Here is a 13,292-nt window from a genome sequence, read left to right on the forward strand (position 1 = left end):
TGGCGTCCCCAAGGGGGTTCGAACCCCTGTTACCGCCGTGAAAGGGCAGTGTCCTAGGCCGCTAGACGATGGGGACCTTGAACGTTTTTCCATCAACATCAAAGATGTTGATGGTGGAGCTAGGCGGGATCGAACCGCCGACCTCTTGCATGCCATGCAAGCGCTCTCCCAGCTGAGCTATAACCCCAAAATTTAGGTTCGCAGTTTAATGAGCCACCCAAGATCTGTCAAGTAAATTTTGCACTTTTCCTTAAGAAGTTTGTTTTGTAACTGAAAATGGTGAGAAATAAGTTTTTCAACCGTTAGATTTACAGAAAATCAATACAGGTGGTTAGCACAAAGACAGAATAAAAAAGCGAATTATTGTTGCTGCAAACCTCTGAAAAAATAATTGAATGAATAATTTATTTACATATCGTATTGTATATATTCTTTTTTTTCTATTATAATACGTTTCACCATGAACGAAATAAAATTTCTTTCATTGTATTTTTAATGCTTAATTTCCTGTTAATAATAGCGGTGTATTATTTTTATTTCTTTTGATTCTAGGAGTTTTGCTGTGCCCAAATATTCACAAAACAAGTACCTCCAATCCTTACTAGAAAATCTAATTACTTCATACGAAACTGAAATAAACTACACTCCATTAGAAATTGAACTTGATTCACAGCAATTTACTGAAAAAGATATCGATAGCCTATGCAACTTTATTAACGACGATCGTAAGCGTCTCTTTATTTTTAAAATTCCAGAAAACCAACAGACATCTAATCGACTCGCGCTACTTGCACGTCGGGCTGTCTTAAATAAAACAGCTGAAATGCTGCTTAAAAGTACATCCAACGAACCAAAAATTAACCCATTGAAGTATGCGCTGAATTCCAAGTCGACCGCTGTTCGTGCACGTATCCAAATTCAAAGAAGTATTCATTTACCTAAACCACCAAACATTCAAAAAGAAATTCATATTGAACAGAGTGAACTTATAGAAAGTCCTGATCTTAATCAAGTTCCTATTGAATTGCCTGATTTTCCTGAATTGGTCGCGCAACTCAGGGCCTTAGGTATCGAAAAACTACAATCATCAGTCATCCCCATTATAAAAGAACATGCTTATGCATTTAGAGATGGGGTTATTCCCAAGAATCTTCCCAAAGGATTTTATATTAGCAAAGACAAAAAAACGCTTTGTTATACTGAGGCCCCAAGAAGGCTCCCTTCTGCGTTAGCCCCTGTACTCAAAAAACTCGACTCCTTAACATTACCATCGATTGAAGAAGCTACAACGCTATTTACTAATCTTTCTCGACGAGCACTTTCCATCCTTTTGGAAACTAAGTACTCAACTGATCAAAAAAATATATTGTTTGGTCAGCTTCCCAAATATGAAAATGAAGTCAAAACGTTATTACTTCAATTATATAGATCAACTGAGCCGGCAATCTCTACGCAACAGCATGACGAATTCATCATTCCATTACTTTGCAAGCAATATTTACTTGGAGGTGAATCACATACTGCTTTATTAGTGAGACTGCTTAATGCGTGTTTGAATAAAAAAATCAATCTTGAGTTTCTCAAAAACCCTGAAGTTCAAAATTCATTATTGAGCGTTCACGGAATTAAAAATCTTCAAAAATTAATCCAGCTTCCAGCAGAACAAAGAGAATGGTGGGACAAACTGGTTGTTAACCATCTTAAATATAACAAAAACAGCTTTGATTTTAATACTTTTTTTGATGCCTATACTCAAATTTTCCTTCCCCGAATTGCAGAAAAAAATCTGACTTTATCCAATCCGTGCCCGATTAACCACCAAGGGCATTTGCTTATTACCTTAAATCGGGTGTTGGATGTTATAGAACAGGCTAAAAATCCACAGGAGCAGTGTCTTTCTTTGGCAGAACTCAATTGGGGACCAACAGGCGTGCATTATGCCATGCTACAAAAACCTACTTCGGAGCAATTTAAACACGTTGCTGCGTGTATGAAAATTGAAAATCCTGAAGACACCATTACGGATCCCAATCTCATTTATCAACAAATCAATAACGAACATCTTGAACTTCAACCTTGGTTGTTCCGATATATGGGGCAGCATTGGAAGGCTGAAATCAGATTAGAGGACATCCAGACTCAGCTTCTTGAAATTGGGAAGCTCGTTTCTTGGCCCGCAGTTCAAAGAAATCAGCTCGCTTTTATTTTAACATGTGCTTTTGCAGATAAGGCTGTCCTAAATCCCAAACAATGGAAAGAAACTTTAAAAAGTTGTATTCATTCACTGCAAAAGTTGGATCCAAATGATCGAAGTGATTTACTGCTCGCATTTTCACGATGTTTTAAATTCAAACCCTGCCCTTCATTGGCACAAATCAATGCATTAATCAATCAATGTATTGAGTTCAAAACTGCATTTCCCGATAAAAAATTTAAAGAAGATTTTATTAGCCCGCTTGTTTCATGTATGGAAAATGAAGGATTTGAACTACTCAATACACTACAAGAGCGTATTCAAAAAACAGATCCTGCTCCACAGTTCGCTTTGTCAGTTAGTGCATCTTTTGTAGCAATACTAGAAAAAAATCGCCAAGCCTTAACTCCAGAAGTTATTAAATTACTCGCAAAACTTAATGAACCCAATTTAACTCAAGAGAATATTGATAATTTATTATTAGCAATTCAAAACGTACAAAATAAAAAAGGCGAAGTTTTTCAGCGCGTCGTATTAAGTACTTTAAGCCAAATCAATCTCTCAAAATCACAAGCATTACCTAAAATAGAACAAATTCAAGTGCTACTGGATAGGCTTGCAAATTCAGTAGAAACTATTCCTGATGAATGTAAAACATTAGAAAAACAAGAAACCTGGTTAAAGGCACTCATCATTGAAATAAACCCTTTCCCGGGCTGCGTACTTGGAAATGGTGATATTTCCAAGCTCGATGATTTAATTGTTGATGCTTTAGTCGATGCAATTAAAAAAAGAAGTGCTGTATTTAATGTAAAAAAATTAAAAAGTACACTTCAAGAAAATCTACAAAGTTTCTTAGTGCCTAAAGCATTACGTGAGCAACTCGATCGAGAATTAATGCCACTTTTTGATGCAGTAGAAGAGTTGGTACAGCTATTACAGAAGCCCAATCCCAAATTCACTGAAGTTATTGCAAAACTTAAATTTTTTGAACAACAAAAGCCCCTTTTACTTGATGGAATGTATCGCATCGTCGGAGAAACTAAAGGGGAATATATTTTAAGTTTCTTGCTCACTGGAAAAAGAAAAGAAACGGATCAGACTACAGGATCAGCCTTAGCTACTATTTTGGCTCCCGTTCATAACAAACTCATTGTACCGCCAATGAAAGCCTTTTTTGATAATCCTGAGAATAAACTCATTGTCAAAGATTTAGATTTTAATACCTGTCTTTCGTGGATGGCAGCTTTTAATGAAACACACTCTTTAACGTTCTTTTTCAAAGAAGAGCTGATTCAGAAGAAAGTATTGCCTGCATTGAAAAAAACATTACAACAGCTGAATACACAGGATCTTGAATTTGAAAAAAGTGTTCTTGAAGAAGCTGCTTTAATTAACGAACGTGCTGCTGCTGACCAAGCGTTAGAAAGCTATAAAGACAAAATTAAGTCAATCGCAGATTATCTCAACCTGCTCATCGATCTTCGAGACCAACATCCTCAACAATTCAATAAAATCTACAAACAACTTAACACAGGAGCTCTAGCTCGTCTGAATTATAAGCAAAAACAAACTCTCGTTGATCAGCTAATCAAAAAAAGCTCGCAAAACCTGGATTTTTATCTAAAGCTGACAACCCAAGCTTTAGAAGAGTGCCCTAATGCAGATACTGCTGCGATTGAGCGAGCAGTCAATGGCTTAGTTGAGCTGTTTAAAATAGAAAACCTTGAGCCAGATACCCAAATTATGTTCTTCAAAATGAGCATGGCTCATAATTTGAAAAGTACAACTCCTTTCCCGCTTGCTGCATTAAACGAATTTAAAAAATCAGCTCTCCCTGAAGAAACCAAGTCATTAATTATCAAGCAAATTATTCAAATCTTAGGGTTACAAGGCACGAAATCGGAACTCATTCAAGAACTAGTCCAACAGACTCAATTATTCTTAACTCATAATCCAGAGCAAACTGAGCTTTGCATTGCATTACTTAATAAAGCATCTCAGGATAATTCCAAGCTGGAATACTATGCTCAAATTCTTCAACAATTGGATCAAGTCGATCTTGAGCATAGGCTCAAAATTGCTGCGATTTTAACTGGCTTAGCTAGGAATAAAAAAGACTCCACGGTAAAACTTGCTGCATTGCTGGAAGTTACTAAAGGTTTGGGACGTCGCTCCATCGATGATATCAATCGAGTACATAAATTATTTAATACACCGCCCTACCCTAATGCACAAAGCCTTAACTCAGCCTTACTCGCGCATGGCTCTGAAAAGCTTCATGAATATTGCGCCAGTTTCGACACCAATCCTTTTGCTAAAAATGGAGAAAAAAGAGACTTAGCCAATCATTTTGCAACCGATCGAATCAAATATGCCCTAGAAAATTTGCGTGATTTGCTGCATGAAACCGATTTTCCTCATGCATTGCAAATGAAACTTGCACGACAATTAACTTTTATTGAAACATTAGGCTACACGGACCCACTAAAGCCTGGAGATTTTACAGATCTAAAAAAATTAACCGCCTCCTCACGCCAAGATTTAAAAGAAAATGCGAGCACATTGCTTCAACAATTACGCTCAAAATCTATAAGTCCCGAACAAAGAGAAGTAACCCATCTGAAGCTTTTAGCTTATTTAAGAGAAATCTATTTCCGAACTACGGGTATATTTCCAAATACCACACAAATGCTCATCCTTTTGCTCGCACTAGAAGATCCAACATCCAATTTATTAATGCGCATCAAAACTGGAGAAGGAAAAAGTATTAATACGCCCATGCTTTCTGTTCTGCAGTGGGCACAAGGGGGCACAGTTGTTCAATGGACAGCCAATCCAACACTTCTGGCTCGGGATTATGAGAACAGTTGTGAACCATTTTTTAATTTTTTGGAAATCCCTTCAGCACTCATTCAAGGTGATACCCCAATTAAAGCCTTTAAACCTAATGGAATCAACTGCTCCACAGTTGAGGATATGGCTAGTTTTCATTTAGCTGCCAAACTATCCGGAATGGAAAAAATAATTAAAACGGATGGTCCAGTCCATATTGTTCTAGATGAATGTGATGATGCACTTTTAGATCAATTAACACTTTATAAATTAGTTGCAGAAGCTGAAGCAACCCAGGCGAATAATCCTGCCCAATGGATTTATCCGCTGGCCTACCAATTCATCAATTTGCCAGCATATCGCAATGTTGATTCATCTCGTAAAATTTGGGATGAGGATGAAGATCTGGATCAATTCCGATTATTTCTCAATAAGCAAATCAATGAACAATTTAACGGTGATGTTGAAAAACAAAATTATTTGATGGCATCAAGTAATACACAACTGAAACAATGGCTTCATGCCAGCTGCATCGCCGAAAAGCAGGTTGAAGACAAAGATTTCATAATGCAACCGATTAAAGAAAAGGATGAATCAGGTCAGGAAATTATTAAAAAAATTGCTTGTGTTCCTTTAATTCGCAGTACACCTAAATCAGGTTCAATTTTTACTGAAGCAGTACAACAGGCGTTACAGGCCCGATTACAAGCAGAACACAAAGATCAAGCTCAATATATTTTTATTGATCCAGTCCCTTCCGTACTTGCCAGTCAATCGGCACAAGGGTTAATTAAATTTTTTCAAAAGACCTTAGGACGTCTGCTTGGAATTTCAGCAACTCCTGGAGACAAACGCGAGTTAGAAAGTTTAGCTACCTCAGTGGGAACCCAGGCGCTCAGCATTGCACCTCATGCTGGAGACAAACGCATCGATCATGATCCGATTTTTACCTTAAATCGTGAACAAACCATCAAAGCAATACATGAGACATTTGACAAAATCAAACGCCCTATTACACCAACTATGATGAAGATTGATCCTGATGAAGAGATTCAAACCTATGAGGAATATGAACATTTACTTGCTGAAAGAAAAAATGCCATTGAAAAATGGAGCCCCACTCAAACTCAACCTATCCTTATTATTAATGAAGATTTTAGTGAAGCACAAACAATTGGTAATAGTTTAAAGATCTATGAGGAACAAGGGTTTAAAATTCAGATTCTTACCGGTAAGGAGACCCCTAGTCAACTGGATAAGCTCATTAAGCAAGCAGGTCAAGTCAATACCATAACCGTAGGCACAGCAATGCTTGCAAAGGGAATAGACATCAAGACCGATCATCCCAAGGGCTTATTTGTAGTACAAACTTATCTTGATACAGAGAGAATGACCACTCAAATTCCTGGTCGTACTGCACGTAATGGAAAACCCGGTGAATGGTTACCAATTTATCAAGTAAAACCACCTGAAGATTTACTCAATAAGTTTTTTTATTATGCTTTTCCTTGGACTCGGCAACGTATTAATGAACATACCGTCGAAGTAGTAAGAGAGAAAATCCAATTACAGGCAACAGTTGACAGAATATATACCCAGAGCATCGATGAAGCACAGCAAGTCCTCATGCAGCAAATTGAAGCCTGGGAAGGTTTACTTCTTGAGATCTATCCTGATGATCCCCAATTACAATTTGATCTCTATCAATGGCGTGAAATACTTTTGAATGAACTGGCTCGCTCACAAGATCCCAATGTAACTGAAAGTTCACTTAATGAAAGTATTTCCCAGTTTAAAAAGGCTGCATGCAAACTTTGGGAGTCTGCTCGAGAAGAAAAATGGGCAGCCAAGGCAGAAAAAGCGGCTCATATGAGTACTGAACAATCCCTAAGACTTAAGTACTTAAAGCAATTAGAGTTTGTTCAAGAATTAAATATTCAAGTAAAGTTACAACAAAAAGGCAAACCCTTTACCGCTGGAATAAAAGCACTGATGCACCAAAACCTTGAAACAGTGATTGCTGACAAAGCAGGGGCAGTTTTAGAGTATACAAAGCCCTCGGGCCAAGAAAAAAGTGATTTAGAATTAGCACAAAGCAAGCAAATCTTACCTCATTTGATTGGAGATTTTTGTTCTATTTGTCCCAATGCTATTGAAAAATTTTTCCCTGAACGAACATCCAAAAACCCTGCCTATGTACCTGAAATAGTTATCAAAGTAATTAAAAAGTTAATCGAACAAAAAAATAAGGTTTTGCGCGGCGAAGAAAAAAAAGAAGTGGCTAAAGGTATTATTCAATCTTATCAAGAAAAATTGATGAAAGCCGGTAGCAAAGAAATTACGGAATTATTAGCTCAGATGAAGCCCTGGATTCAAGAGCATTGTGCTGACTTAACAAAGTTTTCGCTCGTTGAACAATTTAAAATGCAAGGCTTAGTTCTTACTTTTTCTACTCTATATCGAAACTTAGGCTTACCAGAAGATCCAAGCTTGAATGACTTACAAAAGTCATACAGCGAAGAAATTATGCAAAAACTGGCCCAACATTTACTCAATGAATTTGCTTGGGTACATAAAAATCCAGTTCCCCTCCACGCACTTTTTGAGCGAACTGCAGCCAAAAAAGCTGCCTTGAAGATTTATTCCTTGGCTGAGGATTTAATCAACTCACCTGAGGACAAAGAAAAAATACAGGCGCTCTATACCGCACTACAACGTCATAGGGTCATTTTAAAAGATAAGTATCTGTTTTCAATCAGTCACTCATCGCCTCGAACTGTGATTAATGATGCGCTAGATGCCATTGATTCATTAAATAATGCACCCTCTTGTGATCTTGACTTTAGGCAAAAATGTCATGATAAAGTCGTTTCAGAGCACCAACTTACCGCATTCCGTAGGGTGTTAACAAATGCCTCGCCTTATTTTTTCAATACTTATGATCCTATTTGGGAGCATATGAAAAAAACACTACTCGAAATAAGCCGTCAAAGCAAAAACAATCCAAGTCATATTGTGCAGGAATTATATGAAGCGACCGTACGTTTTAGCTCGTATAAAGCATATCATCCCTATTTAAGCCAACTTAATGCTCTTAAAAAGCACCTTTTACGCTCAATAGAGGAATTGGATAAACCCGATGGACTGAATCAAGACGTACAAGAAAGCCTATTTGCACAAAAGCAGAACCAATTTGCCACCTTGTTGAAGGTAAATCCAAAACAGGTACGCATTCAAAGTGGTAGTGATGGCATGCAATCCTATATCGAACTACAAGTTGAAGATGCGCCATTGCAAGAAGGATTTACTGGATATCAATCCTCCTTCCTGACCCGAGTAGAAGCAGAACGAAGTGAACTCAGAAAACTTCGCGCAACTCTTGAGGAAAATAAAGAGGCTCTTCTCAAGTTAGCTAATGTACAAGTAATTGAAATCCTTCCTGTACGAAAACGTCCTGCATTTGAGAAATTATTTAGATTAAAAGGGCTTTTAACTCTTGATTGGAATTTAGATATTGATCGCAGCGAACTCCCCGACTTAATTCGACAAAAATTGGAACATGTCGATGAGCTGAAGCATTGGAATTGGAAACTAAACCCTGTGGATCAAAGTCGACTCAATACAATTTTGGGTAAAGACCCGGATCTAAGTATTACTGCTTCTATTAATGAGCAATCAAGCATCCAAAGTGATCTTGATAAAATTAAAGTAAGGATACAGGATGCTAATGAACGAATTCGCCTCAAACAAAAAGAAATATCAGATACTGAAGAAATCATTACTGCAGCAGAGAAACGGATGAAAGAAAAGGATTGTAACTATGTAGAGGGCCTTAAGTTAAGGGGTACAATTTTTCTTCGACAAAGAGATGTGCTCTCCTTTCACAGTCAACTTGAAGAGCTTAGAGAAACTTTATCTTCCATTCGAGAAGAAGAAACGGAGCGTATGGATGCATTAAGTGACCATAATGTAGGGTTGGATGGCAAGAGAACTGAACTTATACAAGAATTGCTAATCCAAATTAAACAGGATCTTGCATCTTATCTCGATGAAGCATCCGAACAATACGTCGCTGGAATAGAGAAAGAGCTTTTGGAAACTGATCCGGTTATTGAGAAAATTGAAAAAGAAGAAGTCCAAAAAACCCGTTATCAAACACGGCGCTTCTTCAAAACAAGTGAGCTGTTACATTATGAAGCAAGTTTAGTTAGTGAAGAAGCGGGGATTCCAGCAAAAAGAGATGTGGTTACTCCCTCAGCCGTACATGATGAACATGAAGTTCAAAATTCAGGAGTTTTAGTCTATTAGTAAGCGCTGTGAAATGTGTGCGATAATAAATTTCCCGGGTTCAGCAAAGCGAAACCCGGGTCATAATGCTAAAAAGTCCCCATGTAATCTGCTTTACCAATATCAACTCCTAAACTTCTTAAGATGTCATAAGCTGTAGTGATATGAAAGAAAAATTGCGGTAACCCATAATGCAAAAGATAGGTTTGTCCAATAAGTTTTCGCTCTTTCGGAGTCCCTGGACGAAGAATAATTTCATTTTCTTCGCTACCGTTAACATCTTCTGGATGAATATTAGAAAGAAAGAGTAGTGTTTTTTCAATGCGGCCACGAAGCTCAAGAAAAGTTGTTTCATTATCTTCAAAAACTGGGACTTCCATACCCGCCAAACGAGCAGGCACACTTTTAGCAAAATCGGCTGCAATTTGTACCTGACGTGTGAAATGAAACATATTCGGAAAAAGGCTTGCTTGTAAGAATGTCTCAGGATTCATTTTATTATGATCAATATGAACCTGCGTTTTTTCTAAAATTGCATTGAGCGAGGTAAGCATTTGTTTAAAAACGGGTATTGAAGCAGCATACATTGAAATTTGTTGTTTCATTCTTTTTCCTTGTTAATATTATACAATCTATTGCGAATCATGAATAAAAAAATATGATCCAGAAAATTCTAATTATCACAGGCATTATTTTACTAATAACTGGTATATTTTGGCCGTTTATAAAAAAAATCGGCTTGGGTAAATTGCCAGGTGATATCATAATTCAGAAAAATAACTTTACTTTTTATTTCCCTATCACTACATGCATCCTAATTAGCCTCATCATTATGCTCATTTTTTGGTTTTTCAATAAATGACTATTTTGATTAAAACCATTGACAACAATTTAATAATGATGTTAAAAAAATCTCACCCAAACTGATTAGGCATAATAATGACTAAATTTTACACTTTTCTTTTGATGGGTTTAATTGCTGGAACGAGTTTTGCAAAACCGTGCACCAGTATACATAGAAGTTGTTTAAAACTCAAAAATCAATATCCTCAATCAGCTAAAATTGAGTGTAATTGGCTGAATGAAGTAACCTCTTTAGGTCGCTCACAAGGATCTACCCAATTGGATTTGGGTTATGGTGACGGTCTTGGAGCTCCAGAACCGCGACAAGTTTCTTGCAAGTTAACGACTGGACAGACCAAGCAAGTTTTTGAATTCCATAATCCTTATTGGGGTTCGTTAATTGAATTTAATCTAGTCTCTGAAAAACAGCTTGAAGTACACATTACAGATGGGTGGAGCTCCAAAGAAACACGATATACTTTTAGCTGGTAAGAAACACCGTAGCCTGGGTGCACCCAGGCTACGAAATCTTCAGTGGATCCTGACGATAAAATTTAACGAGTAAATCACAAATCTCAGGATAATAGGTTCTGATTATTTCGGGTTTTTCAAAAAATAACTCAGAAAATACAGCAAAAAATTCAGCTGGAGATGTACTAGCATAAGGATCGATTGGAATAGAATCATCTCGTTGAATCCGGATTAGCAAGTCATTATAGCCCTTGTTAAAAACCTCAGTCCAATGTTGAGCAGACATTCCTTTATGGAGAGGTGGAAATCCATTCGCTCCACCGTTTTTCATATCCAATTTATGGGCAAACTCATGAATCACCACATTACGCCCATTCACACCACCATGATGTAATGCATCGTCCCAAGAGATAATGACTGGTCCGCGTTGCCATGATTCTCCGCTTAAATGTGATCGTCCCAAATGTTCTACCCCAAACTCATCGATTTCCTTACTCTCATGTGAGTATGCTCCAGGATATATTACGACTGAAACCCAACCATCATACCAATCGAATCCAAGATTCAGAATAGGAAGACATGCCTGCAAAGCGATATTTAATTGCATGGAAGTTGTTATTTGCAGCTCGCCAACTCCCTCTAGCGATTTATAATAAAGAAATAAAATAGCTAATCGCTTAAGCCTTATTTTTTCTTGTTCATTCAGGCGTTGCAGCAAAGGTAAATTTTGAAATACTTCATTCCACTCTTCATCCCTTATCAGCGAATGACGTACAATGCGTTCGTACCGCCACTCCTTTAACCAGTGAAACATGACTATGACCTTACTGTAACTAAAAGAATGAATCTATTTTTTGAAAAAACATTAATGTATCTTTTATCTTCATAGAAACGAAGTTCCATTTCCTCTATTCCTTTAATTCCGTTGCCATAACGAAGCAATCGATTAGCTGCTTCAAAAAAGATCAGTGGTCTAAATTAACATCCTGTATCCATCTTCTCCGAGTTCATGTTCCGTTATGTGATCAAGATTTGATTCTTTAGCTTGACTATTAAAATGAGCCGAATCATTTCTACCCAAAACATAAGCGCTTAAATCAGAATATTCAACGGGTTTACCTTCAAATTGTATTAGCTCTTGAATTGCACGAAACTCAGATTGATTAAATGCCTTAACTAAGGCTAAACCAGAAGTTGTGGTACCATAAAAACTATAGCTGTATCGGTCACGCTGCAACACAATTGTGAGAATGTCCCTAAGTATAAAACTCAATTGTTCTTCACTAAAAGACGCATCTTTTTCCAAACCTTTTTGAATGTTACTTAATAATATTCCCTTCCTACCTTGCTTGCTTGTGTCAGTCATATTATTTTCGATAACTTTAACCAAACTCAATAAAACTTCTTTTGTTAAAGGCGTTTTTTCTTTTTTAAAATAAGTTCGTTCTGGCTCTACTTTTAAGCATAACTCTTCGGGATCCTGAGACTCCATATCAATGAGTTCACGATGCGTTTTATTAAGATATTTTGCTGAATTCGTAACCGTAATCTTAGAATCATCCTGAGAATGTAATTTTCTATTTTTTGGAATAATATTCCTAATAATTCCAGCGAGAATACCCGTCCATTTCTCTCGTTCTCGCTCAAATTCCGTGATAATCTCAGTTTGCGCAACGTTCTCTCCCACCTTTGCCAAGCTTCCTACTCGACTCAGAAACTGATACATAATTGCTCTACTCAATTTCCTGATTACGGGAATTACATCAACTCCATAGTACTTTATTTGGGCAGTATCCTGCTCTTTATCAAGATCTTGAAAAGCTTTTAAATGTGCTCCTAAAACTACCTCTTCTCTAACTTGACAATGTTTTGGATAAGTCGGCCTTATAGGTATATGAAAACTGGCAAGAACCTGATCCAATCGGTCGCCAGTGTCATCACCGACTTCGAGATACGGATAGAGTGTCTCAACGTAATTTAAATTTTTAGAGTGAGACAAATCAAGTGTGCGATTCGTTAATGTATGTTTGAAAAAATCCAAAAAGGGAATATAGAATAAATTACCAGGCACAGGATCCAAAAGAAGTAAATTCGTTTCCAAATGAAATGGGTCAATATGAGCTAATTTAATCGCCGCTAAAATTGCCGCAATTCCACCACGACTTAAACCAATACCATTTAACTTTACTTTATACCCGTCGTGAATTAGCTTTTTGACTACCGCGACAACCTGATCACTTTGTTCTTCTACACCTGCCCCAAATAAAAGTCCCTTTACGCCATAATCAACGCCACATCCATTAAAACCCATTTTAAAATGGGTAACATCTTGATGCTGGTTAATCTCCTCAGCAGAAGTGATACGTACCCCATCACAATCTTCCTGCAACACCCGATGCAAATGGGTTTGTCGCTCTTCAATACTGTAGATTGTTCCTTCAAAGATAGCGGTTAGAGTGATCTCTTTCATTGAGTAAACCTTTTTATAAAACAGCAGCACGCATTGTTGGGTATTCTAACAACATTAATATCTTTTTTTAACTCAAAAAGGGTCTGTTTCTTTCATTTTTTTATTCTCCAGTTGTTTTAGTCTTATAAGTTTGATTTAATCAAGGTTGTATTTTAAATGACAACCATGACAAAAATACAATCTCTTATTGAT

6 protein-coding genes and 2 tRNA genes are annotated in these 13,292 nt (G+C 37.1%); 3 read left to right on the plus strand and 5 right to left on the minus strand.

Features of this window, described 5'->3' with window-relative positions; translation table 11 throughout:
- Both Lani_RS02510 and Lani_RS02515 read right to left on the minus strand, forming a co-directional pair.
- Positions 1-76 (minus strand) — tRNA-Glu (locus Lani_RS02510).
- A 35-nt stretch (positions 77-111) separates the two neighbouring features.
- A tRNA-Ala gene (locus tag Lani_RS02515) sits at positions 112-187 on the minus strand.
- 375 nt (positions 188-562) lie between these two features.
- Between Lani_RS02515 and Lani_RS02520 the strand changes: the two genes are divergently transcribed.
- On the plus strand, positions 563-9,337 hold the full coding sequence (locus tag Lani_RS02520; RefSeq protein WP_065233471.1) for a hypothetical protein: 8,775 nt from the start codon (positions 563-565) through the stop codon (positions 9,335-9,337).
- Positions 9,338-9,405: 68 nt separating this feature from the next.
- Here the strand turns inward: Lani_RS02520 and Lani_RS02525 are convergent, their stop codons facing one another.
- Entirely contained in the window at positions 9,406-9,921 is a 516-nt protein-coding gene (locus Lani_RS02525) for a DUF1993 domain-containing protein (RefSeq protein ID WP_019232011.1), read from the minus strand.
- Between the two features lie 53 nt (positions 9,922-9,974).
- Here Lani_RS02525 and Lani_RS02530 point away from each other — a divergent pair, with 53 nt between their 5' ends.
- Both Lani_RS02530 and Lani_RS02535 read left to right on the plus strand, forming a co-directional pair.
- Positions 9,975-10,178: a DUF2905 domain-containing protein gene (locus Lani_RS02530; RefSeq protein WP_019232010.1), complete on the plus strand. Its 204-nt coding sequence runs from the start codon at positions 9,975-9,977 to the stop codon at positions 10,176-10,178.
- Positions 10,179-10,255: 77 nt separating this feature from the next.
- Positions 10,256-10,651, plus strand: coding sequence for a hypothetical protein (locus Lani_RS02535; protein WP_019232009.1), 396 nt, complete (start codon positions 10,256-10,258; stop codon positions 10,649-10,651).
- A gap of 28 nt (positions 10,652-10,679) precedes the next feature.
- On the opposite strand, the gene Lani_RS02540 is transcribed toward Lani_RS02535, so the two are convergent.
- Positions 10,680-11,444: a M90 family metallopeptidase gene (locus Lani_RS02540; protein ID WP_019232008.1), complete on the minus strand. Its 765-nt coding sequence runs from the start codon at positions 11,442-11,444 to the stop codon at positions 10,680-10,682.
- A 159-nt stretch (positions 11,445-11,603) separates the two neighbouring features.
- Positions 11,604-13,100, minus strand: coding sequence for a hypothetical protein (locus Lani_RS02545; protein WP_019232007.1), 1,497 nt, complete (start codon positions 13,098-13,100; stop codon positions 11,604-11,606).
- Positions 13,101-13,292: the final 192 nt, after the last annotated feature.

Origin of the sequence: Legionella anisa, from assembly GCF_001467525.1 — a bacterium.
GTDB classification, from domain to species: domain Bacteria; phylum Pseudomonadota; class Gammaproteobacteria; order Legionellales; family Legionellaceae; genus Legionella; species Legionella anisa.

Bases quoted from the DNA above. Each gene is read 5' to 3' on its own strand.
- Lani_RS02540 (WP_019232008.1), bottom strand. From the start codon at position 11,444: ATGTTTCACTGGTTAAAGGAGTGGCGGTACGAACGCATTGTACGTCAT.
- Lani_RS02525 (WP_019232011.1), bottom strand. From the start codon at position 9,921: ATGAAACAACAAATTTCAATGTATGCTGCTTCAATACCCGTTTTTAAA.
- Lani_RS02545 (WP_019232007.1), bottom strand. From the start codon at position 13,100: ATGAAAGAGATCACTCTAACCGCTATCTTTGAAGGAACAATCTACAGT.
- Lani_RS02535 (WP_019232009.1), top strand. From the start codon at position 10,256: ATGACTAAATTTTACACTTTTCTTTTGATGGGTTTAATTGCTGGAACG.
- Lani_RS02530 (WP_019232010.1), top strand. From the start codon at position 9,975: ATGATCCAGAAAATTCTAATTATCACAGGCATTATTTTACTAATAACT.